Annotated in this window: 23 protein-coding genes; 12 read left to right on the forward strand and 11 right to left on the reverse strand. The window is 60.6% G+C overall.

Features of this window, described 5'->3' with window-relative positions; translation table 11 throughout:
* The first annotated feature begins 43 nt into the window (after nt 1-43).
* Nucleotides 44-2,284 (forward strand): TonB-dependent receptor domain-containing protein, encoded by a 2,241-nt coding sequence (locus tag HU731_RS21345; protein ID WP_186608551.1) that lies wholly within the window; start codon nt 44-46, stop codon nt 2,282-2,284.
* Nucleotides 2,285-2,950: 666 nt separating this feature from the next.
* Here the strand turns inward: HU731_RS21345 and HU731_RS21350 are convergent.
* Both HU731_RS21350 and yejK read right to left on the reverse strand, forming a co-directional pair.
* A complete protein-coding gene (locus HU731_RS21350) occupies nt 2,951-3,301 on the reverse strand; it encodes a glutaredoxin family protein (RefSeq protein ID WP_069558070.1) in 351 nt (116 codons plus the stop codon).
* Nucleotides 3,301-4,305, reverse strand: a complete 1,005-nt coding sequence (gene yejK / locus HU731_RS21355; RefSeq protein ID WP_014717069.1) for a nucleoid-associated protein YejK — start codon at nt 4,303-4,305, stop codon at nt 3,301-3,303. The genes HU731_RS21350 and yejK overlap by 1 nt, the downstream gene beginning before the upstream one ends.
* A gap of 397 nt (nt 4,306-4,702) precedes the next feature.
* Here yejK and HU731_RS21360 point away from each other — a divergent pair, with 397 nt between their 5' ends.
* Nucleotides 4,703-4,984, forward strand: a complete 282-nt coding sequence (locus HU731_RS21360; RefSeq protein ID WP_003188840.1) for an HU family DNA-binding protein — start codon at nt 4,703-4,705, stop codon at nt 4,982-4,984.
* A 175-nt stretch (nt 4,985-5,159) separates the two neighbouring features.
* Here the strand turns inward: HU731_RS21360 and rlmF are convergent, their stop codons facing one another.
* The 5 genes from rlmF to HU731_RS21385 form a co-directional block, all read right to left on the reverse strand.
* Nucleotides 5,160-6,176 carry a 23S rRNA (adenine(1618)-N(6))-methyltransferase RlmF gene (gene rlmF / locus HU731_RS21365; protein ID WP_186608552.1) on the reverse strand — a complete coding sequence of 339 codons (1,017 nt, stop codon included), beginning with the start codon at nt 6,174-6,176 and terminating at the stop codon, nt 5,160-5,162.
* 240 nt (nt 6,177-6,416) lie between these two features.
* The gene (locus HU731_RS21370) at nt 6,417-9,263 is read right to left on the reverse strand and encodes a valine--tRNA ligase (protein WP_186608553.1); all 2,847 of its coding nucleotides are present in this window, start codon (nt 9,261-9,263) and stop codon (nt 6,417-6,419) included.
* A 174-nt stretch (nt 9,264-9,437) separates the two neighbouring features.
* Nucleotides 9,438-9,812 (reverse strand): hypothetical protein, encoded by a 375-nt coding sequence (locus HU731_RS21375; protein WP_032893407.1) that lies wholly within the window; start codon nt 9,810-9,812, stop codon nt 9,438-9,440.
* Nucleotides 9,813-9,819: 7 nt separating this feature from the next.
* Nucleotides 9,820-10,248 carry a DNA polymerase III subunit chi gene (locus HU731_RS21380; protein WP_044272057.1) on the reverse strand — a complete coding sequence of 143 codons (429 nt, stop codon included), beginning with the start codon at nt 10,246-10,248 and terminating at the stop codon, nt 9,820-9,822.
* 142 nt (nt 10,249-10,390) lie between these two features.
* Nucleotides 10,391-11,881, reverse strand: coding sequence for a leucyl aminopeptidase (locus tag HU731_RS21385; protein WP_034128658.1), 1,491 nt, complete (start codon nt 11,879-11,881; stop codon nt 10,391-10,393).
* A gap of 284 nt (nt 11,882-12,165) precedes the next feature.
* On the opposite strand from HU731_RS21385, the gene lptF reads away from it, so the two are divergent.
* The 10 genes from lptF to tadA all read left to right on the forward strand — a co-directional run bounded on the left by lptF (nt 12,166) and on the right by tadA (nt 22,759).
* Nucleotides 12,166-13,284, forward strand: a complete 1,119-nt coding sequence (gene lptF / locus HU731_RS21390) for an LPS export ABC transporter permease LptF (RefSeq protein WP_003188848.1) — start codon at nt 12,166-12,168, stop codon at nt 13,282-13,284.
* Nucleotides 13,277-14,356, forward strand: a complete 1,080-nt coding sequence (lptG, locus tag HU731_RS21395) for an LPS export ABC transporter permease LptG (protein WP_186608554.1) — start codon at nt 13,277-13,279, stop codon at nt 14,354-14,356. The genes lptF and lptG overlap by 8 nt, the downstream gene beginning before the upstream one ends.
* Nucleotides 14,357-14,611: 255 nt before the next feature.
* Nucleotides 14,612-16,411: a translation elongation factor 4 gene (lepA, locus tag HU731_RS21400; protein WP_029297480.1), complete on the forward strand. Its 1,800-nt coding sequence runs from the start codon at nt 14,612-14,614 to the stop codon at nt 16,409-16,411.
* Between the two features lie 5 nt (nt 16,412-16,416).
* Complete coding sequence (gene lepB, locus HU731_RS21405) at nt 16,417-17,271, forward strand: signal peptidase I (RefSeq protein WP_186608555.1); 855 nt, start codon at nt 16,417-16,419, stop codon at nt 17,269-17,271.
* Nucleotides 17,272-17,415: 144 nt separating this feature from the next.
* A complete protein-coding gene (rnc, locus tag HU731_RS21410; RefSeq protein WP_003188856.1) occupies nt 17,416-18,105 on the forward strand; it encodes a ribonuclease III in 690 nt (229 codons plus the stop codon).
* Nucleotides 18,098-19,000 carry a GTPase Era gene (gene era / locus HU731_RS21415; RefSeq protein ID WP_028618988.1) on the forward strand — a complete coding sequence of 301 codons (903 nt, stop codon included), beginning with the start codon at nt 18,098-18,100 and terminating at the stop codon, nt 18,998-19,000. Before rnc ends, era begins: the two co-directional genes overlap by 8 nt.
* Before the next feature lie 162 nt (nt 19,001-19,162).
* Entirely contained in the window at nt 19,163-19,852 is a 690-nt protein-coding gene (gene recO / locus HU731_RS21420; RefSeq protein ID WP_116667267.1) for a DNA repair protein RecO, read from the forward strand.
* A gap of 51 nt (nt 19,853-19,903) precedes the next feature.
* Nucleotides 19,904-20,647, forward strand: coding sequence for a pyridoxine 5'-phosphate synthase (gene pdxJ / locus HU731_RS21425; RefSeq protein ID WP_186608556.1), 744 nt, complete (start codon nt 19,904-19,906; stop codon nt 20,645-20,647).
* Nucleotides 20,648-20,879: 232 nt separating this feature from the next.
* Nucleotides 20,880-22,262 (forward strand): multicopper oxidase family protein, encoded by a 1,383-nt coding sequence (locus HU731_RS21430; protein WP_186608557.1) that lies wholly within the window; start codon nt 20,880-20,882, stop codon nt 22,260-22,262.
* Nucleotides 22,262-22,759 carry a tRNA adenosine(34) deaminase TadA gene (gene tadA, locus HU731_RS21435; protein ID WP_069558076.1) on the forward strand — a complete coding sequence of 166 codons (498 nt, stop codon included), beginning with the start codon at nt 22,262-22,264 and terminating at the stop codon, nt 22,757-22,759. The genes HU731_RS21430 and tadA overlap by 1 nt, the downstream gene beginning before the upstream one ends.
* 140 nt (nt 22,760-22,899) lie before the next feature.
* Here the strand turns inward: tadA and cmoB are convergent, their stop codons facing one another.
* From cmoB to HU731_RS21455, 4 genes are read right to left on the reverse strand one after another with little or no spacing between them, the layout of a single operon-like run.
* The gene (gene cmoB, locus HU731_RS21440) at nt 22,900-23,856 is read right to left on the reverse strand and encodes a tRNA 5-methoxyuridine(34)/uridine 5-oxyacetic acid(34) synthase CmoB (RefSeq protein WP_153474979.1); all 957 of its coding nucleotides are present in this window, start codon (nt 23,854-23,856) and stop codon (nt 22,900-22,902) included.
* A complete protein-coding gene (gene cmoA, locus HU731_RS21445) occupies nt 23,853-24,596 on the reverse strand; it encodes a carboxy-S-adenosyl-L-methionine synthase CmoA (protein ID WP_186608558.1) in 744 nt (247 codons plus the stop codon). Before cmoA ends, cmoB begins: the two co-directional genes overlap by 4 nt.
* Before the next feature lie 36 nt (nt 24,597-24,632).
* On the reverse strand, nt 24,633-25,289 hold the full coding sequence (locus tag HU731_RS21450) for a lysoplasmalogenase (RefSeq protein ID WP_186608559.1): 657 nt from the start codon (nt 25,287-25,289) through the stop codon (nt 24,633-24,635).
* A gap of 1 nt (nt 25,290) precedes the next feature.
* On the reverse strand, nt 25,291-25,680 hold the full coding sequence (locus HU731_RS21455) for a protease inhibitor I42 family protein (RefSeq protein WP_186608560.1): 390 nt from the start codon (nt 25,678-25,680) through the stop codon (nt 25,291-25,293).
* Nucleotides 25,681-25,763 lie beyond the last annotated feature (83 nt).

Here is a 25,763-nt window from a genome sequence, read left to right on the forward strand (position 1 = left end):
ATCTGCCCCATACAACACAACAATGTCAGTAAGGGATCTACACGTGAACGACAACACTCTTTATGCCCTGCTTCTGGCATCGGGCCTGGGCGGCTTTGCGCCGCTGGTTTTGGCCGATGAAGCCCAGGATGTCGGCTCGGTGAACATCGCCGGCAAGCAAACCCTTGGCAGCGGCCACATGATTCTCGAAGAAAGCGCCAAGGCGCGCTCGACGGTGACCAAGCAAGCCATGGACGAAATGTCGGCCACCGCCAACGCCATCGACAAGCTCAAGTACACGCCGGGCATCAACGTTTCCAGCGATGACGCCAGCGGCACCAGTGGCACCAGCTTCACCATGCGCGGCATGAGTTCCGACCAGGTCGGTGTCTCGGTGGACGGCGTGCCGATCAACGACTCGGGCAACTACAGTGTGTACTCCAACCAGTTGGGCGACCCTGAAAACCTGGCTGAAGTGTTCGCCACCCAGGGTTCCTCCGAGGCCGACGGCCCGCACATCGGCTCCAGCGGCGGCAACATCGGCATGATCACCATTCGCCCGACCAAGGACGCCGGGGTGTTCGCCAAACAGATCGTGGGTGCCAACGCCCTGCGCAAGACCTTCGTGCGAGCGAACACCGGTGATCTGGGTGGCCTGAAAACCTGGGTATCGGCGTCGCACCTGGAAGGTGACAAGTGGCGTGGCAAGGGCACTCTGCGCAGCGACAAAATCGAGTGGAGCAGCCTGTTTGAAGGGGATAACGGCAACTCCACGCTGGCTACGATCAAGTACAACAAGCAGGAAAACTACAACTACAACAGCCTGAGCAAAGCGCAGTTCGACACCGAAGGGCGGCGCAAGGATTACGCGCAAAGCCCGGTGTATAAGGCCGGTTTGCTATCGGCGTCCTACAAGCTCAACCGTAACCCGTTCGAAAGCGTCAACGCCACGCTGACCCAGCGCTGGCAACTGCAGGACAACTTGTCACTGACGCTCACGCCGTATTACTACTGGGCCAACGGTGGCAGCTTCAGCGGCCAGACCGCCTCCAACCTGGGACCAAAGTCCGACAAGGCCGGCAATTACGACCTGAGTAACCTGCAATCGGCCAACTATTACCGCCCTTCGTGGACCGAAACCTGGCGCCCCGGCTTCACGGCGAAAATGAAATGGGACATCAACGAAGAACACAGCCTGGACTATGGCTACTGGTACGAACGCGCACGCCAACGTCAGACCCAGCCCTTTATCGGCATTAACAACGAGGGCGCACCCGATGATGTGTGGGGCGACTACAACAGCGGTGGCCAGGTGGTCGACAAAAACGGCGCTACGGTCCAGGGCCGTCATTACTACACCGTCACTCCGGCCCAGAAACTCTGGGTACAGGACAACTGGCAAGCCACACCGGACCTGAGTTTTGTTGGCGGCGTGGCCTACCAATATGTCGAGCGTGACGGCAACAACCTCGGCAGCCTGTACGACACGCCGGAAAAACGTAACACCCGTTACCACCAGTTCCTGCCCAACTTCAGCGCCAAGTACCAGGTCGATGAAAGCAACCAGGCGTTCTACAACGTCACCCGCAATATGCGCACGCCGCCCAACTACGTGCTGTACAACAAGGGCGACTCCGTGAGCCTCAAGTCCGAGCTGAGCTGGAACCAGGAGCTGGGCTGGCGCTACACCGCAGACGATATGGCGCTGAGCGCGACCCTGTTCTACATCAGCTTCAAGGATCGTCAGGTCTCGACCACCGACGCCAGCGGCGACTACATGGTGCTCAACGTCGGTACTGTCGATAACAAAGGCCTGGAGTTGGAATGGAGCGGCCTGTTGCCGCACAACTTCAACTACTACGCGTCCTATACCTACACCCAGTCCGAGCAGAAGGACGACTTGGTCAGCAAGAACGTGCTGTTGCCCACTTCAGGCAAGCAATTGGCCAACGTGCCGGAAAACATGTTCAACCTGGTGTTCGGGTATGACGATTCGCGGTTCTACGGCAACATTGCAGGCAAGTATGTCGGCAGCTTCTACGGCGATTTGACCAACAAGGAGAAGATCGAAGGCCGCACGGTGTTCGACCTGAACGCGGGTATTTATTTGCCGGTGGATAAGAAGGTCATCAAGTCGGCCGCGCTGCGGTTTTCGATGCTCAACGTGTTCGACAAGGAGTACTTGAGCTCGGCGCGTACCGTGGCGTTCAACTCGGCCCCGGTGAACGGGTTGGGGGCGAGCACGGCGTATTACAACGTGGGTGAAGAGCGTACGGCGATGGTGTCGCTGGAGGCCAGCTTCTAAGCCCATCCCAAAGCCCAATGTGCAGAGCTGACGTGTTTGGGAGTTGGCTTGCCTGCAATAGCCATAGGCATCTACACAATTTTGTAGGTTGCAGCAGCCAACGGTAACCACGATGCGAAGCGAGTCGCTCTTGATCTGCTTTTGATCTTAGGCGCCCCGTTAAACCACGCTGGCCGGAATTCGACAGGGATTTGGGGGGTAAACCGGCAGGGATGCCGGTTTAGCCGCCCCGCGCCATGGATGGCGCGTGGCGGCGGCCCCCCAAATCACTGGCGGATTACGGGCACACCGAGCCTGGGCGAGGTGCCGAGTGGTGGGGCAAGAGCCCTTTTGGTTACTTTTGGGGCTCTTTTCCAAAAGTGACCCGCTGTCAGAGCGGAACCCTAAGTGGCCGTTACCGCAGCAATGGATATGTACGCAATCCAACTGTGTTGACTGTCAGGCCGCCTTCGCGAGCAAGCCCGCTCCCACATTTGGATCGCGTTGTGTCATTTAGAGAGTCGCTGGCAGTCAGGTCGCCACGGGAGCAAGCTCCCTCGCCACAGGTTCGGCGCAATACTCGAAGTTGTGTAGATACCTATGCTGCGATAGCGGTGTGTCAGTCACAGGTATTGAACCTGTTACACCGCCATCGCAGGCAAGCCAGCTTCCACATTTGATTGTGTGTTACTTCAATGCAGCCATGATCGCTTCAGGGTTGTAGTCGCGAATCAAGGTGCCGTTTACATCCACAAACGGAATCCCACCACCGCCCAGCGCCTCATACGCCTTGCGCGCCTGGGCATCCTTCTCGATATCGACGGCCTGGTACGGGATACCCTTCTGGTCCAGAAAGCGCCGGATCTGCTTGCAGTACCCACACCACTCGGTGGCATAGAGCACCACCCGCGCAGAGGCGCGCACCTGCTCCGGTGCCACCTGGGACGGGTTGAACAGCCGCTCCACCTTGCCCCAGTTCTGGATCGCAACCACCACCAGCAACACCAGCAGGACTTTCTTTAATACCCCGCCCAGCATCAGTTACGGCGCTTGAGCTGGTCGGTCAGTTGGGTCGGCAGGCCCTTGATGATCAAGGTGCCGGCGGCTTCGTCGTACTCGATCTTGTCGCCCAACAAGTGCGCTTCAAAGCTGATGGACAAACCCTCGGCACGCCCGGTGAAGCGGCGGAACTGGTTGAGGGTGCGTTTGTCGGCCGGAATTTCCGGCGACAGGCCGTAATCCTTGTTACGGATGTGGTCGTAGAAGGCTTTTGGCCGATCTTCATCGATCAACCCGGAGAGCTCTTCCAGGCCCATCGGTTCGCCGAGCTTGGCCTGGCTGCTGGCGTAGTCCACCAGGGTCTTGGTTTTCTCGCGGGCGGACTCGTCGGGCAGGTCTTCGCTTTCGACGAAGTCACTGAACGCCTTGAGCAGGGTGCGGGTTTCGCCCGGGCCGTCGACGCCTTCCTGGCAGCCGATAAAGTCGCGGAAGTACTCCGAGACCTTCTTGCCGTTCTTGCCCTTGATAAAGGAGATGTATTGTTTGGACTGCTTGTTGTTCTGCCACTCGGAGACGTTGATACGCGCCGCCAGGTGCAACTGGCCCAGGTCCAGGTGGCGCGAGGGCGTCACGTCCAGCTCATCGGTCACCGCCACGCCTTCGCTGTGGTGCAGCAGGGCGATGGCCAGGTAGTCGGTCATGCCTTGCTGGTAGTGGGCAAACAGCACATGGCCGCCGGTGGAGAGGTTGGATTCCTCCATCAGCTTTTGCAGGTGCTCAACCGCCGTGCGGCTGAAGCTGGTGAAGTCCTGGCCTCCGTCAAAGTATTCCTTCAACCAGCCGCTGAACGGGTGCGCGCCGGACTCGGCATGGAAGAAACCCCAGGCCTTGCCTTGTTTGGCGTTGTAGCTCTCGTTGAGGTCGGCAAGCATGTTCTCGATGGCGGCGGACTCGGCCAGTTCCGTGTCGCGGGCGTGAAGAACTGCGGGTGTGCCGTCGGGTTTTTTGTCGATCAGGTGGACGATGCAATGACGGATCGGCATAGGCTTCTCGGCTGGTTGAAGGGGGAGCGGTTGGCCTCCCCGAAAAGTCGCCCAGTGTACCGCACCCATTGGTCAAGACGTGCCCCGAACGGCATTTTGCACGCCCTCCGACTGGCCATATGCCTTTTTTTCACGGTTTAGAGCGATAAAGCTGACCAAATGGGTATGTTGAGGCGGATATTTCCCCGTCTCTGTGCTAGTTTTGCCCCGTCTTACGCCAAGTCTCGGCGTTAAGCGTGCATTCAGCATTTGTCAGGTCGAACCAATCCCCGTTTCAAGCATCTATAACCCCGATCTCCGTGGTTATGGCCGGGGATGCCAGGCCATGACGGTCGGGCTCGACGGCTGACACTGCACTCTGCAATCCATATGAATTTGATAGGGAAGGAACACCACAATGGCTATTACTAAAGACCAACTGATCGCTGACCTGGCTGAAGCAGTAGACGCACCGAAAACTACCGTGCGTGCTCTGCTGGACCAACTGAGCCAAGTTGTTGCTGATCAGCTGGAAAATGGCGGCGAAATCACTCTGCCAGGCGTTGGCAAACTGAAAGTGACCGAGCGTCCTGCCCGTACTGGCCGTAACCCTTCGACTGGCGCTGCCATCGAAATCGCTGCCAAGAAAGTTATCAAGCTGGTTGTGGCTAAAGGCCTGACCGACGCTGTTAACAAGTAAGACGCAGCAAAAAAACCGTGCTTCGGAGTGATCCGGGCACGGTTTTTTATTGCCTGCGATTTTTAACTGTAGGAGCGAGCTCGCTCGCGAAAAACGTTAACGATAACGCGCCCGTCCCGGTTGAACGCGGCGCCTTGGCGCTTTTCGCGAGCAAGCTCGCTCCTACAGGTTGGCGTCAGCGTACCCAGCGTTCGCGCCAGATCTGCTGCTCGTTCTTGGTCTGGAACGTCCAGGCCACAAAGCGGCTCTGCTTCTGCCCCTGGGACATCTCCACCACCTGGCTTTCCAGCACGCCGGCTTTTTTAAGCGCCGTTTCGATCGCCGGCAAGTTGGAGGCTTTGGACACCAGGGTGCTGAACCACAGCACTTTATGCGCAAAGTGCGCGCTTTCGGCGATCAACTGCGTCACAAACCGCGCCTCGCCGCCCTCACACCACAGTTCGGCCGATTGACCACCGAAGTTGAGCACCGGCAATTTGCGTTTCGGGTCGGCCTTGCCCAGGGCGCGCCATTTGCGCTCGCTGCCTTTGGTGGCTTCGTCCATGGACGCATGGAAGGGCGGGTTGCACATTGTAAGGTCAAAGCGCTCACTCGGCTCCAGCAGGCCCAACAGGATCTGTTTGGGGTTAGGTTGCTGGCGCAGTTGGATGACCTTGCTCAGGTCGTTGGATTGCACGATGGCCTTGGCAGCGGACACGGCGATCGGGTCGACCTCCGAGCCGAGGAAGTTCCAGCGGTACTCCATATAGCCAATCAGCGGATACACGCAGTTGGCGCCCATGCCGATGTCCAGCACCTTGACGATCGAGCCCCGCGGGATCTTGCCGTCGTTGACGCTGGCCAGCAGGTCGGCGAGGAAATGCACGTAGTCAGCACGCCCCGGCACCGGCGGGCACAGGTAATCGGCCGGGATATCCCAATGCTGGATGCCATAGAAGGATTTGAGCAACGCCCGGTTGAACACCCGCACCGCATCCGGGCTGGCGAAGTCGATGCTCTCTTTGCCGTAGGGATTGATGATCACGAATTTGGCCAGTTCAGGCGTGGTCTTGATCAGCGCCGGGAAGTCGTAACGGCCCGTGTGGCGGTTGCGCGGGTGCAGGGTGGCCTCTTTGCGCGGCGCGACGGGTTTGGCCGTGGCGGCGGTTTTAGGCTTCTTGCGCGGTGGTTTGGGCGTAGTGGGGGCGGTCATGATGATTCTGGTGTTGGCTCAATGTGGTGGGCATTGTCACACATTCCCGAGGACAACTCGGTCAAATGTGGGAGCTGGCTTGCCTGCGATGCAGGCGACTGGGTGTATCAGGCAGATCGAGGTGATGCTATCGCCGGCAAGCCAGCTCCCACAGGGATAGGGTTCAGAGTCGGAAATGGTGTCGTTTTGCTGGACAAAAAAAAGAGACCCGAAGGTCTCTTTTTTCACACGGCGCAAGCCTTACAGGCTGGAAATCCGCGCATGTTGCTCCGCCAGTTTGCCCAAGGCCTGTTCAGCCTCGGCCAACTTGACGCGTTCTTTCTCGATCACTTCAGCCGGCGCCTTGTCGACGAACGCCGCGTTGGACAGCTTGCCGCCCACTCGTTGCACTTCGCCTTGCAGGCGCGCGATTTCCTTGTCGAGACGAGCCAGTTCCGCACCCTTGTCGATCAGGCCGGCCATTGGCACCAGCACTTCCATGTCGCCCACCAGCGCAGTGGCGGACAGCGGTGCTTCGGCACCGGCGGCCAATACGGTGATCGACTCCAGCTTGGCCAGCTTCTTGAGCAGCGCATCGTTCTCGCTGAGGCGACGCTGATCTTCGGCACTGGCGTTCTTGACGAACACGGCCAACGGCTTGCCCGGCCCGATGTTCATCTCGGCGCGGATGTTGCGCGTGCCGAGCATCAGGGTCTTGAGCCATTCGATATCGCTTTCGGCGGCCTCGTCGATGCGCGCTTCGTTGGCCACCGGCCAAGGTTGCAGCATGATGGTCTTGCCTTCGATACCGGCCAGCGGCGCCAGGCGCTGCCAGATTTCTTCGGTGATGAACGGCATGAACGGGTGCGCCAGGCGCAACGCCACTTCCAGCACGCGCACCAGGGTACGACGGGTGCCGCGCTGGCGCTCGACCGGCGCGTTTTCGTCCCACAGTACCGGCTTGGACAGTTCCAGGTACCAGTCGCAATACTGGTTCCAGATGAACTCGTACAGGGCCTGGGCGGCCAGGTCGAAACGGAACTGGTCGAGCTGGCGGGTCACTTCGGCTTCGGTGCGCTGCAACTGCGAGATGATCCAGCGATCCGCCAGGCTCAGCTCATAGGCTTCGCCGTTCTGGCCGCAGTCTTCGCCTTTGTCCAGCACGTAGCGCGCCGCGTTCCAGATCTTGTTGCAGAAGTTGCGATAGCCTTCGACGCGGCCCATGTCGAACTTGATGTCGCGACCGGTGGACGCCAGCGAGCAGAAGGTGAAGCGCAGGGCGTCGGTGCCGTAGCTGGCGATGCCGTCGGCGAACTCGTCGCGGGTCTGCTTCTCGATCTTTTTCGCCAGTTTCGGCTGCATCAGGCCCGAGGTGCGTTTCTGCACCAGGGTTTCCAGGTCGATGCCGTCGATGATGTCCAGCGGGTCCAGGACGTTGCCCTTGGACTTGGACATCTTCTGGCCCTGGCCGTCGCGTACCAGGCCGTGTACGTACACGGTCTTGAACGGTACCTGCGGGGTGCCGTCTTCGTTCTTCACCAAGTGCATGGTGAGCATGATCATCCGGGCAACCCAGAAGAAAATGATGTCGAAGCCGGTGACCAGCACGTCGGTGGAGTGGAATTTCTTCAGGAACTCGGTCTGCTGCGGCCAGCCCAGGGTCGAGAAGGTCCACAGGCCCGAACTGAACCAGGTGTCCAGTACGTCGTTGTCCTGTTGCAGCGCGATGTCCGCGCCGAGGTTGTGCTTGGCGCGCACTTCGGCTTCGTCGCGGCCTACATAGACCTTGCCCGATTCGTCGTACCAGGCCGGAATACGGTGGCCCCACCACAGCTGACGGCTGATGCACCAGTCCTGGATGTCGCGCATCCACGAGAAGTACATGTTTTCGTACTGTTTAGGCACGAACTGGATGCGGCCATCTTCGACGGCGGCAATCGCAGGCTCGGCCAGCGGCTTGGTGGACACGTACCACTGGTCGGTCAGCCACGGCTCGATCACGGTGCCGGAGCGGTCGCCCTTGGGCACTTTCAGGCCATGGTCGTCAACGCTGACCAGCAAGCCGGCGGCGTCGAAGGCCGCTACGATCTGCTTGCGCGCTTCAAAACGGTCGAGGCCTGCGTATTCAGCCGGGATCTTGCCGTCGATGCTGTCGTTGAGCGAGCCGTCCAGGTTGAACACCTGGCAGGCCGGCAGTACGGCGGCATTTTTGTCGAAGATGTTCAGCAGCGGCAGGTTGTGGCGCTTGCCGACTTCATAGTCGTTGAAATCGTGGGCCGGGGTGATCTTCACGCAGCCGGTGCCAAATTCAGGGTCGCAATAGTCGTCCGCGATGATCGGGATGCGGCGGCCAACCAACGGCAGTTCGACGAACTTGCCGATCAGCGCCTGGTAGCGTTCATCGTTCGGGTTAACGGCGACGGCGGCATCGCCGAGCATGGTTTCCGGACGGGTGGTGGCGACGATCAGGTAATCGTTGCCTTCAGCGGTCTTGGCGCCGTCGGCCAGCGGGTACTTGAGGTTCCACAGGAAGCCTTTCTCGTCGTGGTTTTCCACTTCGAGGTCGGAAATTGCCGTGTGCAACTTGGTGTCCCAGTTGACCAGGCGCTTGCCGCGGTAGATCAGGCCGTCTTCGTGCAGGCGCACGAAGGCTTCTTTTACGGCTTCGGACAGGCCGTCGTCCATGGTGAAGCGCTCGCGGCTCCAGTCTACGGACGAACCCAGGCGACGGATCTGACGGCTGATATTGCCGCCGGACTGGTCCTTCCATTCCCAGACTTTCTCCAGGAATTTCTCGCGACCCAGGTCGTGACGGTTCTGGCCGGTGGCTTCCAGTTGGCGTTCCACCAGCATCTGGGTGGCGATACCGGCGTGGTCGGTGCCCGGTTGCCACAGGGTGTCGCGACCCTGCATGCGGCGGAAGCGGATCAACGCATCCATGATCGCATTGTTGAAGCCATGGCCCATGTGCAGGCTGCCAGTGACGTTCGGTGGCGGAATCATGATGGTGTACGAGTCGCCCGCACCTTGTGGGGCGAAATAGTTCTCGGACTCCCAGGTGTTGTACCAGGAAGTTTCGATAGCGTGGGGCTGGTAGGTCTTATCCATGCGCGGCGGGACCCTAGTTGGCATTTATTCAGGAAAGCCGGCAAGTATAACGGGGGATAGGGGCGAGGGGTAGGAGCGAGCTTGCTCGCGAAGAACGAGAGGGCACTGCGTTTACTCAGGATGCCCGCGTTATCGTTGAGGATTTTCGCGAGCAAGCTCGCTCCTACAGAAAGGCTAGTTCTGGTATTGGCTGAGCAACCGCTCCATCCGCGCATCCATCCGACGCTTGATCTCAGCCTCGATATGCGGCGCAAAGTCATCGATCACATCCTGCATGATCAATTGCGCGGCGGCGCGCAGTTCGTTGTCCAGGTGCAGCAGCAGCGCGTCGGGCGCTTTTTCAGCGGCGGGAGCGGGTTCTGCAACCACAGGTTCCGGGGCGGCAGGCTTGCCGCCGACCATGTCGAACAACAGCGGAATCTGTACCTCGCCCTCGACCGTGTCGGTCAGCAGCGGCGGTTGCAGGTTGTCATCACCCAGCAACTGACGGATCGACTCCAGGTCATCCAGCAGGTGGTCGTCTTTTTTCAGCGGGTTGGGAGTGTCCATCATGTACTCAAAGTCGTTGTAGCCGGTGATCTTGCAGAGGATAGCCCTGTTCACGGTAGAAACGGAAACTCTCCCGCGCAGCCTGACGAATAGCCGGGTCTTCCACCACCACTTCCGCCACACGGGCGAACGCTTTGGCAAAGGCCGGTACTTTCAGGTCGAGGTTGACCAGCAAGTCATGGTGATCGCCGCAATTATCCCCCAAGCCCAGCACCACCAGGCTTTCGGGTTCGGATTCGGCGGGGCCGTGGGGCACGAAGCTTTCGCCCTTGAAGCGCCACAGGCGGGCATCGAGTTCGTCACGTTGGGCGGCATCGCTGCAGTGCAGGTAGATGCGATGGCCCATGCGCCAGGCTTTTTCGGTGAGTTTGCAGGCAAAGTCCAGGCGGGCGAGGGGATCGGCGCTGGGCAATATATAGAAGTCGACTTGGGGCATTGGAAATCCTGGGGGGGCGCCAGTCCTGTAGGAGCGAGCTTGCTCGCGAAAAACCAGAGGACACCGCGTTCATCCAGGATGTACGCGTTGTCAAAGGCGATCTTCGCGAGCAAGCTCGCTCCTACAGAAGGGCCGGGGCCGCTTAAGCTTTGGCGCGATCCAGCAGGTATTGGGTCAGCAGGGGTACCGGACGGCCAGTGGCGCCCTTGTCCTTGCCGCCGCTGGTCCAGGCCGTGCCGGCGATGTCCAGGTGAGCCCAGTTGAAGTTCTTGGCAAAGCGCGACAGGAAGCAGGCCGCGGTGATGGTGCCGGCTTTCGGGCCACCGATGTTGGCGATGTCGGCAAACGGGCTGTCGAGCTGTTCCTGGTACTCATCGAACAGCGGCAGTTGCCAGGCGCGGTCGTCGGCAGCCTTGCCAGCGCTGAGCAGTTGCTCGATCAGTTCGTCGTTGTTGCCCAGCAGGCCCGAGGTGTGGGACCCCAGGGCCACGATGCAGGCACCGGTCAGGGTCGCGATGTCGATCACAGCCTGGGGCTTGAAGCGTTCGGCGTAGGTCAGGGCGTCGCACAGCACCAGACGGCCTTCGGCGTCGGTGTTGAGGATCTCGACGGTCTGGCCGCTCATGGTGGTGACGATATCGCCCGGGCGCGCAGCACCGCCGCTCGGCATATTCTCGGCACAGGCCAGGATGCACACCAGGTTGATCGGCAGCTTGAGCTCAAGCACCGCACGCAAGGTACCGAACACGCTGGCGGCGCCGCCCATGTCGTACTTCATTTCGTCCATGCCGGCGCCCGGCTTGAGGCTGATGCCGCCGGTGTCGAAAGTGATGCCTTTACCCACCAGGGCGTAAGGCTTCTCGGACTTCTTGCCGCCGTTGTATTGCATCACGATCAGGCGAGGCGGCTGGTCGCTGCCCTGGCCCACGGCATAGAACGAGCCCATGCCCAGGTCCTTGATCTTCTTCTCGTCCAGCACTTCAACCTTCAAGCCCTTGAACTCTTTGCCCAATGCCTTGGCCTGTTCGCCCAGGAATGTCGGGTGGCAGATGTTCGGCGGCAGGTTGCCCAGGTCGCGAGTGAACGACATGCCGTTGGCGATGGCCTGGGCGTGGGTGACGGCGCGTTGGACTTCAGCCTGGGCGGCCTTGATGGTCAGCAGGGTGATTTTCTTCAGGGCGCGGGGTTCGGCTTTCTGGCTCTTGAACTGGTCGAAAATATAGCCGCCGTCTACCAGCGACTCGGCCAGCAGGCGGGTCTTGCCGTAGCTGTCGCGGCCCTTGACCACGATTTCATCGAGTGCCAGTACCGCATCGCTGCCGCCCAGGCCCTTGAGGGTGGTGAGGATGCCGCTGACGATCTTGCGAAACGGACGGTCGCCCAGTTCGGCGTCCTTGCCCACGCCCACCAGCAAAACGCGCTCGGCTTTAAGGTTGGGCAGGCTCTGCAGCAGCAGGCTCTGGCCGACTTTGCCGGCCAGGTCGCCGCGCTTGAGCACGGCGCTGATAGCGCCGCCGCTCAGTTCATCCAGTTGCTTGGCGGCGACGCCGAGTGTGCGGCCTTCGCCGACAGCGACCACGAGGGTGGCGGTTTTCAACGTTTCGGGGCTAACGCTTTTTACAACCAATTCCATTTTCGGGTCCCTTATCAAGGTCTGTGAGCCGGGAGCTTGTACTCCGGCTTTAAAGCTCGGCAGCGTTGTAAACCGCCAGCGACAAAGGCCGCAGTTTGAACCGCGCCAGCGGAGCCTGACAACCCTTGGCGCACGCTTTGTGCGTGCGCATGAGTAAGCTCCGTGACAGGCGCGGTCAATCACAGGATAATGCGCCATCTTTTTAGCCGGCCCGTGGTAAACGGGTCGACTCGGTATGCTTGCTTGTTTGGCCGCCTTAGCCTGACAACCCTGGAGTGTCTGGTTTGATTGTCTTCCGTTATCTGTCCCGCGAAGTCCTGTTGACCCTGAGTGCCGTGAGTGCGGTGTTGCTGGTCATCATCATGAGTGGTCGTTTCGTCAAGTTCCTGGCCCAAGCCGCCGCTGGCGCCCTGGATCCGGGCTCACTGTTCCTGATCATGGGCTACCGGATGCCCGGCATGCTCCAGTTGATCCTGCCGCTGGGCCTGTTTCTCGGCATATTGCTGGCCTATGGCCGGCTGTACCTGGAAAGCGAGATGACCGTGCTGTCGGCCACCGGCATGAGCCAGCAGCGCCTGCTGGCCATGACCATGGTGCCTGCCGCCGGTGTCGCCCTGGTGGTGGCCTGGTTGAGCATGAGCCTGGCGCCCCAGGGGGCCATGCAATTCCAGTTGCTGCTGAACAAGCAGGATGCGATGACGGAGTTCGACACCCTCGAGCCCGGTCGCTTCCAGGCGCTCAGCGACGGTTCACGGGTGACCTACACCGAAACCATGACCGACGACCGCTCCAACCTGGGCGGTGTGTTCATTTCCCAGAAGAACCTCGGCCAAAACCAGAAAGACCGTGGCATTACCATCCTGGTGGCCGACAGCGGGCGCCAGGAAATCCGTCCCGATGGCAACCGCTACCTGATCCTGGAAAACGGCTACCGCTACGACGGCAGCCCCGGCCTGGCGGATTATCGGGCGATCAAGTACGACACCTATGGCGTCATGCTGCCCAAGGCCGAGATCAGTGACGAGGTCACCGACCGCGACGCACTGCCTACCTCATCGCTGTTCGGCAGCCCGGAATTGCGCTCCATCGCCGAGTTGCAATGGCGCCTGTCCCTGCCGCTGCTGGTGTTTATCGTGACTCTGATGGCCGTGCCGCTTTCGCGCGTCAACCCGCGCCAGGGGCGTTTCCTCAAGTTGCTGCCGGCGATCCTGCTGTACATGGCCTACCTGACCATCCTGATTTCTGCCCGTGGTTCCCTGGAGAAGGGCAAGCTGCCGCCGGCCCTGGGCCTGTGGTGGGTACACGGGGTTTTCCTGATGATCGGCCTGGGGCTGCTCTACTGGGAACCTATCCGTTTGAAAATGAAGAGCCGTCGTGGCCTGAAGGAGTTGGCTCGTGGCTAAGCTTGATCGCTACATCGGCATTAGCGTACTGATCGCCATCCTGGCGGTACTGGGCATCATCCTCGGCTTGGCCTTGTTGTTCGCCTTCATTGATGAAGTGGGCAACGTCACCGACACCTACACGGTCACGGACGTGCTGAGCTACGTGGCACTGACCGCGCCGCGTCGTCTTTACGACATGATGCCCATGGCCGCGCTGATCGGCTGCCTGATCGGCCTGGGCACCCTGGCCAGCAACAGCGAGCTGACCATCATGCGCGCCGCCGGGGTGTCCATCGGCCGTATCGTCTGGGCGGTCATGAAACCGATGCTGCTGCTGATGGCGTGCAGCGTGCTGATCGGTGAATACGTTGCGCCACCGGCCGAAGCCACCGCCCAGGCCAACCGCGCCCTGGCCCAGGGTTCGGGCGATGCGCAAAGTGCCAAGCACGGCCTGTGGCACCGCCAGGGTGACGAGTTTATCCACATCAACGCCGTGCAACCGGGTGGCCTGTTGATCGGGGTGACCCGCTACACCTTCGACAAAGAGCGGCACATGCTGTCGTCCAGCTTCGCCAAGCGCGCGCAGTACAGTGGCGAGCAATGGGAACTGAGCGACGTCACCACCACGCACTTTCGTAACGTGGGCCAGGGCACCCAGTCCAGCACCGAAGTGGTGAATGTGCCGACCGAACAGTGGGATATCGCCCTCAAGCCGGAATTGCTCAACACCGTGGTGATGGTGCCGGAAGCCCTGCCGATCTCCGGGTTGTGGAGCTATATCCATTACCTGAAGGAGCAGGGTTTGAACAATGGCCGTTACTGGCTGGCGTTCTGGGTGAAAGTCTTGCAACCAGTGGTTACCGCCGCCTTGGTGTTGATGGCGATCTCCTTCATTTTCGGGCCATTGCGTTCCGTGACCCTGGGCCAGCGGGTATTTACCGGTGTGCTGGTGGGCTTCACCTTCCGCATCGCCCAGGACTTGCTCGGGCCGTCGAGCCTGGTATTCGGGTTCTCGCCGCTGTTTGCGGTGCTGGTGCCCACGGCCATTTGCGCCGTGGCCGGGTTCTGGCTGCTGCGCCGGGCCGGTTGAAGCCGCCCGCATAATGCCCCTCCCTGTAGGAGCGAGCTTGCTCGCGAAAATCTACGAAACGCCGCGTTTATCCAGGATAGGCGCGTTATCGTTGGCGATTTTCGCGAGCAAGCTCGCTCCTACAGTAATAAGCCCCGTGGAAACGGGGCTTTTTTGTATTGGTCAGCAAAGATGACGTCTGGCCTGAGCATCAGGTACAATTCCCGGCTATTTTTCAGCGGGCAATCTGCCTGCAGCCTTTTTGAGTGTTGATCCGTGAGTGATTTGAGTCATATCCGCAATTTCTCCATCATCGCCCACATTGACCATGGCAAGTCGACGCTGGCCGATCGATTTATCCAGATGTGCGGTGGCCTTGCCGAGCGTGAAATGGAAGCCCAGGTACTGGATTCCATGGACCTCGAACGCGAGCGCGGGATCACCATCAAGGCCCACAGCGTTACTCTGTATTACACCGCCAAAGACGGTATCAAGTACCAGCTGAACTTCATTGACACCCCGGGCCACGTTGACTTCACCTACGAAGTCAGCCGTTCGCTGGCAGCCTGCGAAGGCGCGTTGCTGGTAGTGGACGCAGGCCAGGGCGTTGAAGCCCAGTCCGTGGCCAACTGCTACACCGCCATCGAGCAAGGCCTGGAAGTGATGCCGGTGCTGAACAAAATCGACTTGCCACAAGCCGATCCGGACCGGGTGAAGGAAGAAATCGAAAAAATCATCGGTATTGACGCCACCGACGCCGTCGAGTGCAGCGCCAAGACCGGCCTGGGCGTCGACGAAGTGCTCGAGCGCCTGGTCAAGACCATTCCGGCCCCCACCGGCAACATCGAAGATCCGCTGCAAGCGTTGATCATCGACTCCTGGTTCGACAACTACCTGGGCGTTGTCTCCCTGGTACGTGTGCGCCATGGCCGGGTGAAGAAGGGCGACAAGATTTTGGTCAAGTCCACCGGCAAGATCCACCTGGTGGACAGCGTCGGTGTATTCAACCCGAAACACACCGCCACCGTTGACCTGAAAGCCGGTGAAGTAGGCTTCATCATCGCCGGTATCAAGGACATCCATGGTGCGCCGGTCGGTGACACCCTGACCTTGAGCTCCACCCCTGACGTCGATGTGCTGCCGGGTTTCAAGCGCATCCAGCCTCAGGTCTATGCCGGTCTGTTCCCGGTGAGCTCCGATGACTTCGAAGATTTCCGCGAAGCCCTGCAAAAACTGACCCTCAACGACTCGTCGTTGCAGTACACCCCGGAAAGCTCCGACGCCCTGGGCTTCGGCTTCCGCTGCGGGTTCCTGGGCATGCTGCACATGGAAATCATCCAGGAGCGCCTTGAGCGCGAATACGACCTGGACCTGATCACCACTGCACCGACCGTTATTTTTGAGCTGGCGCTGAAAACCGGTGAAACGATTTACGTCGACAACCCGTCCAAGCTCCCAGACCTGTCTTCCATTGAAGACATGCGCGAGCCCATCGTGCGCGCCAATATCCTTGTGCCGCAGGAACACCTGGGCAACGTGATTACCTTGTGTATCGAAAAGCGTGGCGTACAGCACGACATGCTGTTCCTCGGTACCCAGGTGCAAGTGACCTACGATTTGCCGATGAACGAAGTGGTCCTGGACTTCTTCGACCGTCTCAAGTCCACCAGTCGCGGCTATGCTTCGCTGGACTACCATTTCGATCGTTACCAATCGGCTAATCTGGTGAAACTGGATGTGCTGATCAACGGCGACAAGGTAGATGCCTTGGCACTGATCGTGCACAAGGACAACGCGCACTACAAAGGTCGCCAACTGACCGAGAAGATGAAGGAACTGATTCCGCGCCAGATGTTCGACGTCGCGATCCAGGCCGCCATTGGCGGGCAGATCATTGCGCGGACTTCCGTCAAGGCTCTCAGAAAGAACGTACTGGCCAAATGCTACGGCGGTGACGTAAGCCGTAAGCGCAAGCTGCTTGAGAAGCAAAAGGCCGGTAAAAAACGCATGAAGCAAGTAGGCAACGTGGAAATTCCACAAGAAGCCTTCCTTGCGGTGCTCAGGTTGGATAGTTAGGTCCTATGTCACTAAATTTCCCGCTGTTGCTGGTCATTGCCGTTGCCGTCTGTGGTCTCCTGGCGTTGCTCGATCTGGTGTTCTTCGCCCCGCGTCGTCGGGCGGCCATCGCTTCCTATCAGGGCAGCGTCAGCCAGCCCGATGCGGTGGTGGTCGAGAAGCTGAACAAAGAGCCCTTGCTGGTTGAGTACGGCAAGTCGTTCTTTCCGGTGTTGTTCATCGTGCTGGTACTGCGCTCGTTTCTGGTAGAGCCGTTCCAGATCCCTTCGGGGTCGATGAAACCGACCCTGGACGTGGGTGACTTCATCCTGGTGAACAAGTTTTCCTACGGCATTCGCCTGCCGGTGATCGACAAGAAAGTCATCCCCGTGGGTGACCCGCAGCGCGGCGATGTGATGGTGTTCCGCTACCCAAGCGACCCGAACGTCAACTACATCAAGCGTGTGGTCGGCCTGCCGGGCGACGTGGTGCGCTACACCAGCGACAAGCGCCTGTTGATCAACGGTGAGTCGGTGGCCGAGAAACTGTTGGGCGCCGAGCCGAATACCTTGGGCAGCGCCGAGCTGTACCAGGAAAAACTCGGCGCGGTGGAGCACCAGATCCGCAAGGAAATGAGCCGCTACCGTGCGATGCCGGATGGCCAGTGGAAAGTGCCTGCCGGGCACTACTTCATGATGGGCGACAACCGCGACAACTCCAACGACAGCCGCTATTGGGATGACCCCAACATTCCCAAAGACCTGCTGGGCATGGTGCCCGACGAGAACATTGTCGGCAAAGCCTTCGCGGTCTGGATGAGTTGGCCGGAACCCAAGCTCAGCCACCTGCCGAACTTCTCGCGGGTCGGGCTGATCAAGTAATACAAGCGGCGCTGTGAACACAGCGCCGAATGCTTTTCTGGGGCTTGGACATTTTCCGATGCCCGGTACCCATCAGGATTTGAATTTGAACACTGCGTCAATCGTCGATGGCCGCCGGTGCCATCAACTAGATATGGATAAACCGTGACCGTTTCTCTAAGTCGTCTCGAGCGCCAGCTCGGCTACACCTTCAAGGACCAGGAATTGATGGTCCTTGCCCTCACACACCGCAGCTTTGCAGGGCGCAATAACGAGCGCCTGGAATTTCTCGGTGACGCTATCCTCAATTTCGCCGCCGGCGAGGCGCTGTTCGAGCGTTTCCCCCAAGCGCGAGAAGGCCAGCTTTCGCGCCTGCGCGCACGCCTTGTAAAAGGCGAGACCCTGGCCGTGCTGGCCCGAGGCTTCGGCCTGGGCGAGTACCTGCGGCTGGGTTCCGGCGAGTTGAAAAGCGGCGGTTTCCGTCGCGAGTCAATCCTGGCTGATGCCCTGGAAGCCTTGATCGGTGCGATCTACCTCGATGCAGGCATGGAGACGGCCAAGGAGCGCGTTGTCGCCTGGCTGGCCTCGGAAATCGAAAGCCTGACGCTGGTAGATACCAACAAGGATCCCAAGACCCGCCTGCAAGAATACCTGCAGTCGCGCGGTTGCGAACTGCCACGCTACGAAGTGGTGGATATCCAGGGAGAGCCCCATTGCCGGGTGTTCTTCGTGGAATGTGAAATCACCTTATTGAACGAAAAAAGCCGAGGTCAGGGTGTGAGCCGTCGTATTGCCGAACAGGTAGCGGCCGCTGCAGCACTGATTGCCCTGGGCGTGGAGAATGGCCATGACTGATTCAACCGCAACACGCTGTGGCTATGTTGCCATCGTCGGCCGCCCGAACGTGGGCAAGTCCACGCTGCTCAACCACATCCTCGGCCAGAAGCTCGCGATCACCTCGCGCAAGCCCCAGACCACCCGCCACAACATGCTGGGCATCAAGACCGAAGGCAACGTGCAAGCGGTGTATGTCGATACCCCTGGCATGCACAAAGGCGGCGAGAAAGCCCTGAACCGCTACATGAACAAGACCGCCTCGGCGGCGTTGAAAGACGTCGACGTGGTGATCTTCGTGGTCGACCGCACCAAGTGGACCGACGAAGACCAGATGGTCCTCGAGCGTGTGCAGTACGTGACCGGCCCGTTGATCGTCGCGCTGAACAAGACCGACCGTATCGAAGACAAAGCCGAGCTGATGCCGCACCTGAGCTGGCTGCAGGAACAACTGCCGAACGCCCAGATCATCCCGATCTCGGCCCAGCACGGCCATAACCTGGAAGCCCTGGAGCGCGTGATTGCCGAGCACCTGCCGGAGAACGAGCACTTCTTCCCGGAAGACCAGATCACCGACCGCAGCAGCCGCTTCCTTGCCGCCGAGCTGGTGCGTGAGAAAATCATGCGCCAGATGGGCGCCGAGCTGCCGTACCAGATCACCGTCGAAATCGAAGAGTTCAAGCAGCAAGGCAAGACCTTGCATATCCATGCGCTGATCCTCGTTGAACGTGACGGCCAGAAGAAAATCATCATTGGCGACAAGGGCGAGCGCATCAAGCGCATCGGCACCGAAGCGCGCAAGGACATGGAGCTGCTGTTCGACTCCAAGATCATGCTCAACCTGTGGGTGAAGGTGAAGGGTGGCTGGTCCGATGATGAGCGTGCGCTGCGCTCCCTGGGCTACGGCGACCTCTAAGCTGCGGCGCGCCCACTGTAGGAGCGAGCTTGCTCGCGAAAAACGTCAACGATGATGTGTTTATTCTGAGTAAACGCGTTGTCCTCAAGTTCTTCGCGAGCAAGCTCGCTCCTACAGTGATTATCATCGCTTTGAAGACGGTGTTCCCTTAGCGAGCCTGCCATGTCCCAATCCCCACCCCCCAGCCAACTCGCCTACGTCCTGCACAGCCGCGCCTACCGCGAAACCAGCGCGCTGGTGGACTTCCTCACGCCCCAAGGCCGCCTGCGCGCCGTCTTGCGCAGCGCGCGCGGTAAGGCTGGCACCTTGGCGCGGCCGTTCGTGGCGCTGGACGTGGAGTTTCGCGGCAAGGGCGAGCTGAAGAACGTCGGCCGCCTGGAAAGCGTCGGCACCTCGGCCTGGCTGAATGGCGATGCGCTGTTCAGCGGCCTTTACCTCAATGAACTGCTGATCCGCCTGTTGCCCGCCGAAGACCCGCACCCGGCAGTCTTCGATCACTACGCTGCCACTTTGCTTGCCCTCGCTGAAGGCCGTCCGTTGGAACCGTTGCTGCGCGCTTTCGAATGGCGTTTGCTCGACGACCTTGGCTACGGCTTCGAACTGGCCAACGACTTGCACGGCGAGCCCATCGCCGCCGATGGCATGTATCGCCTGCAAGTCGATGCGGGGCTTGAGCGTGTGTACCTGCTGCAGCCCGGCCTGTTCCAGGGCACCGAGCTGCTGGCCATGAGTGAAGCCGACTGGCACGCTCCCGGCGCGCTGTCCGCGGCCAAGCGCTTGATGCGCCAGGCCCTGGCCGTGCATCTGGGCGGGCGGCCGCTGGTCAGTCGCGAGTTGTTTCGAAAGCCCTGACATCCCCGTGTATGCTGTGCACCGATTCTTTCCCTTTTCAGGAGCGCTTCCGTGACCACCAGCAATCGCATTCTTCTTGGCGTCAACATCGACCACGTCGCCACCCTGCGCCAGGCCCGGGGCACCCGTTACCCCGACCCGGTCAAGGCCGCGCTGGACGCCGAAGAAGCGGGCGCCGACGGCATCACCGTGCACCTGCGCGAAGACCGCCGCCACATCCAGGAGCGTGACGTGCTGTTGCTCAAGGACGTGCTGCAAACCCGCATGAACTTCGAAATGGGCGTCACTGAAGAAATGATGGCGTTCGCCGAGCGCATCCGCCCGGCGCATATCTGCCTGGTACCGGAAACCCGCCAGGAACTGACCACCGAAGGCGGCCTCGACGTCGCCGGCCAGGAAGCGCGGATCAAGGCGGCGGTGGAACGCCTGTCGCGGATCGGCAGTGAAGTCTCGCTGTTTATCGACGCCGACGAACGCCAGATCGAAGCCTCCCGCCGTGTCGGCGCCCCGGCCATCGAACTGCACACTGGCCGTTATGCCGATGCGACCACGCCGACCGAAGTGGCCGATGAGTTGCAACGCATCCTCGACGGCGTGAACTGCGGGCTCAACGAAGGCTTGATCGTCAACGCCGGCCATGGCCTGCACTATCACAACGTCGAAGCCGTAGCCGCAATCAAAGGTATCAACGAGCTGAACATCGGCCATGCGCTGGTCGCGCACGCGCTGTTCGTCGGTTTCAAAGGTGCTGTGGCCGAGATGAAAGCCCTGATTTTGGCTGCTGCCAAGGCCTGATCGCACATTAACCTGTAGGAGCGAGCTTGCTCGCGAAGGTCGTTAACGATGACGCGGGGAGTCTGGCTCCCCGCGCTGTTCTCAGGTCTTTCGCGAGCAAGCTCGCTCCTACAGGTTGTTTGAGCCATGTTTCATCTGTGCGGCAATGCGAACCCTTACTGTTTAGGCCCCGCAGGTGTATCGTATCTGCCCTTTGCAGGCCCTTGGCCTGCGGCAGATACGCGAGGTTGTTGTGTCCCGATCCTTTTCCCGTCGACAAATCCTGGGTGGTCTTGCTGGCCTGGCCGTAGTAGGCGTCGGTGCCGGCGGTGGCTACCGCTACTGGCTGGGGAAAGTCGCTGAGTCCGAGGCCGGGCACGATTACGAGCTGATCGCCGCGCCCCTGGACGTAGAGTTGGTGCCGGGGCACAAGACCCAGGCCTGGGCGTTCGGCCCATCGGCGCCGGGCACCGAGTTGCGGGTGCGCCAAGGCGAATGGCTGCGGGTGCGCTTTATCAACCATCTGCCGGTCGCCACCACCATCCACTGGCACGGCATCCGCCTGCCGCTGGAAATGGACGGCGTGCCCTACGTCTCGCAATTGCCGGTGCTGCCTGGCGAATACTTCGACTACAAATTCCGCGTGCCCGATGCCGGCAGTTACTGGTACCACCCCCATGTCAGCAGCAGTGAAGAACTCGGCCGTGGCCTGGTCGGCCCGTTGATCGTGGAAGAGCGCGAACCCACCGGTTTCCAGTACGAACGCACCTTGAGCCTGAAGAACTGGCACATCGACGAACAGGGCGAGTTTGTCGAATTCAGCATCCCCCGTGAAGCCGCGCGTGGCGGCACGGCCGGGCGCCTCTCGACTATCAACGGCGTGCCCCAGGCGGTCATCGAGCTGCCTGCCGGGCAAATCACCCGCGTGCGCCTGCTCAACCTCGACAACACCCTGACCTATCGCCTCAATATTCCCGGCGTCGAAGCGCAGATCTACGCCCTGGACGGCAACCCCATCGAGCCGCGCCCGCTGGGCAAGGAATATTGGTTGGGCCCGGGCATGCGCATTTGCCTGGCGATCAAGGCACCGCCGGCGGGCGAAGAACTGTCGCTGCGCAACGGTCCGGTGCGCCTTGGCACCTTCCGCTCGGTCGCCAATACCGACGCGCCTACCGCCTGGCCACCGGCATTGCCGGCCAACCCCGTCGCCGAGCCAGACCTGGCCAATGCCGAGAAACTCAACTTCAATTTCGAGTGGGTCGGCTCGGTGTCGGTCAATGTCGAGAACGGCAAGCCGCCGAGCCTGTGGCAGATCAACGGCCAGGCCTGGGACATCACCGACAAGACCTGCGCCGACCGCCCGATTGCCAAGCTGGAAAAGGGCAAAAGCTATATTTTCGAATTGAAGAACATGACCCAGTACCAGCACCCGATCCACCTGCACGGCATGAGCTTCAAGGTGCTCGCATCCAACCGCCACAAGGTGATCCCGTATTTCACCGACACCTACCTGCTGGGCAAGAACGAACGCGCCCGTGTGGCCTTGGTGGCGGATAACCCTGGGGTGTGGATGTTCCATTGCCATGTGATCGACCACATGGAAACCGGCCTGATGGCCGCCATCGAGGTGGCGTGATGCGCCAGATTCGCCCCGCCGCGATTATCGACCGCAGCCGCGACCAGGACTTTATGCGCGAAGCCCTGGCGCTCGCCGCCCAAGGCGCCGCATTGGGCGAGGTGCCGGTGGGCGCCGTGCTGGTGCAGGACGGTGAAATCATCGGCCGCGGCTTCAACTGCCCCATCAGCGGCAACGACCCCAGCGCCCATGCCGAAATGGTCGCGATCCGCGCCGCTGCGCAAGCGATCAGCAACTATCGGCTGGTGGGCAGCACGCTGTACGTGACGCTGGAACCGTGCAGCATGTGTGCGGGGCTGATCGTGCATTCACGGGTGGCGCGGGTAGTGTATGGCGCCCTGGAACCCAAGGCCGGGATTGTGCAGAGCCAGGGGCAGTTTTTCACCCAGGGTTTTCTTAACCATCGGGTGTTGTTTGAAGGTGGGGTGTTGGCCGAGGAGTGTGGGGCTGTCCTCAGCGAGTTCTTCAAAGCCCGCCGAGCCAAGCCTCCACTCTGAAGAACACTGAAGTATCAATGTGGGAGCTGGCTTGCCTGCGATAGCTATCTGTCAGTCAGCCCAATATTGACTGACCCACCGCTATCGCAGGCAAGCCAGCTCCCACAGTTGATCTCCATTTTTTCAGGAAAAGGGTGGTGTCATTTGCGCGCGATGATCACCGCCCGCATCGGCGCCGGCAGCCCTTCAATGGTCTTGCTGTGATCTTCAGGATCCAGGAAGTCGCTCAGAGACTGATATTTCATCCACTGCGTCCCACGCTGTTCCTCAACCGTGGTCACGCTCACATCCACACAACGCACATCACTGAAACCGGCGCGGCGCAGCCATAGCATCAACGCCGGCACCGACGGCAGGAACCACACGTTGCGCATCTGGGCGTAACGGTCTTCCGGCACCAGCACTTGCTGCTGATCGCCTTCCACTACCAGTGTTTCCAACACCAACTCGCCGCCCTTGACCAAGGTGTCCTTCAACGCCAGCAAATGCTCGATGGGCGAGCGGCGGTGATAGAACACGCCCATGGAAAACACCGTGTCAAAGCCTTCCAGGTTCGCCGGCAAGTCTTCGAACGGGAACGGCAGGTGCCAGGCCTTGGGCTCGGACAGGTAACGCTGCACCGCCTGGAACTGGCAGAAGAACAGCCAGTTGGGGTCTACGCCAATCACGCTGTCGGCCCCGGCGCCGAGCATGCGCCACATGTAGTAGCCGTTGCCGCAGCCCACATCGAGGATGCGCTTGCCTTTGAGGTTTAGGTGCGGCGCGACCCGCGACCACTTCCAGTCCGAACGCCACTCGGTGTCCACATGCACGCCGAACAGATGGAACGGGCCTTTGCGCCAGGGGCTCAGGCCCATCAAGGCGGTGTGCATTTGCTCACGGGTGGCGGCGTCGCAATCAGTGTCCAGCACCAGGCCGTTCAACAGGTCGACTTCACTGGGCTGGATCTTCGGCAGTGCATCCAAGGCGCTCTGCCAGCGCTCCAGGTCGCCATGACCCTTTTCCATCTTGCTATCGAGCTGCGCTTGCAGGCCCTGGGCCCAGACGGCCAGGGGGGTGCCGACCAAGTGGCGGGCGAGGGGGGACAAATCAATCATGGCAAGGCAATCAACGAGGCAAAGTTAAGACACTGGAACCACGGCACGACTTTCGAGAACCCGGCCGCCAGCAGGCGTTCGCGGTGTTCTTCGAGGCTGTCGGGCTTCATGACGTTTTCGATGGCGCTGCGCTTCTGGGCGATTTCCAGTTCGCTGTAGCCGTTGGCGCGCTTGAAGGCGATATGCAGGTCGGTCAGCAGTGCGTGTTCTTCAACATCGTTAAAGCGCAGCTTTTCCGAGAGGATCAACGCCCCGCCCGGCAGCAGCGCCTGGCGAATGCGCCCCAGCAACGCCAGGCGCTCCTGGGGGGCGATAAATTGCAGGGTGAAGTTCAGCGCCACCACCGAGGCGGGCTTGAATGGCAGGGCGAGGATATCGCCCTCGATCACCTCCACGGGCAGCAACTCCTGAAACATCGAGTCCTGGCCATTGAGGTATTCGCGGCAGCGCTCGACCATCGCAGCCGAGTTATCCACAGCGATCACGCGGCAACCCTCGGTGCGTACATGGCGACGCAGGGCTTGGGTCACGGCGCCCAGGGACGAGCCCAAGTCATACAGCACGCTGTGGGGCTGGGCAAATTGCGCGGCCAGCACGCCGAGGTTTTCGACGATTGTGGGGTAACCCGGCACCGAGCGCTTGATCATGTCCGGGAACACCCGCACCACATCCTCGTTAAAGGCGAAGTCCGGCACCTGGGACAGGGGCTGGGCGAATAGGCGATCGGGTTCTTTGCTCACGGCTGTTCCGGCGACGATGGGGGAAAGGCCGGCATTTTAGCCAAGTTGGTCCTCGGATGCGCGGGTTGTCTGATGGAAAGCCGAGGCGGTGATGCCCCACTGCCCGAGCCAGTACGTGGCGATCAGTAAATACGGCGCCGCCTCGAACGCCAGCACAAACCGGTTGATGCCGATCAGCGTGTCGGAAACCACAAACGACACCGCACCCGCCGCCGCCAGCCACGCCGAACGTTTGGGCACCTCGCTGCCCAGTCGCGCCAACGCCCGCCAGAGCATGGCGCTGATCACCAGCGCGTAAACCACTACAGGTATCAGCAATTCACCGAGGCCGTGGGAGATCAGGATGCTCAGCAAGATTGCGCCAACGCCGAGGGCCAGCACCAGCGGCAGCAGCGCCAAGCGCCGACAGTCACTGAAATAGGCTTTGAGATAGGCCAGATGCGCGAACAGAAACGCGCCCAGGCCAAAGATAAACAGGTCGCCTGGCCAGGCGAGCAACACGTCGCCCACCAGGGAAAAAATCAACCCCAGGCTGATCCAGCGTCGATACTCGGTGGGCGGCGCGTCATGCAGCCAACCCAGCAGCGCCAGCACCGGCAGTGGCTTGACCAGCAGGCACAGCAGCGTTGCATGGGTCGCCAGGCCGTAGACAAAGGTGCCGGCGCCCATCAAGGCAAGGATCAGCCAGGGCATATCAGTTCACCGTAATGGCGCAGTCAAAGGTTTCGACAGGTTCAGCCTCTGGCTCCCAGGGTTGCTGGGATGTCAGGCGCAAACGCCCTTGCCCGTGGGCAAACGCCTGGAAGCGCCAGGTGGACTGGCCGCCACCGCCGATCACGCCGGATTCAGTGCTGCTGTAGACCTCGGGGCTCAAGGCGCGCAACACGCCGCCGGCGGAGTCCTGGATGGCCCAGCGGTAACCGGTGGTGGGGTTGCTGGGCAGGGTGAGGATCAGGTTTTGCCCGTTTTTAAGCTGGAGCGGGCAGGCGCTCTGGTTGTCCACGCTGACGTTTTGCTTGGGGGCACTGGCGCATCCGGCCAGCAGGGCAAGGCTCAAGGGGAGAAACAGGCGGGCAGCGGTCATGAAGGCTCCGTTAATACACGACGAAGGGGGAGCATAACCGAAGATGAGACAAGGTGTTACAAGAGGGCGTGCGGTGTGGCGGC

The organism is Pseudomonas salmasensis, assembly GCF_014268375.2.
In the GTDB taxonomy this organism is placed as follows: domain Bacteria; phylum Pseudomonadota; class Gammaproteobacteria; order Pseudomonadales; family Pseudomonadaceae; genus Aquipseudomonas; species Aquipseudomonas salmasensis.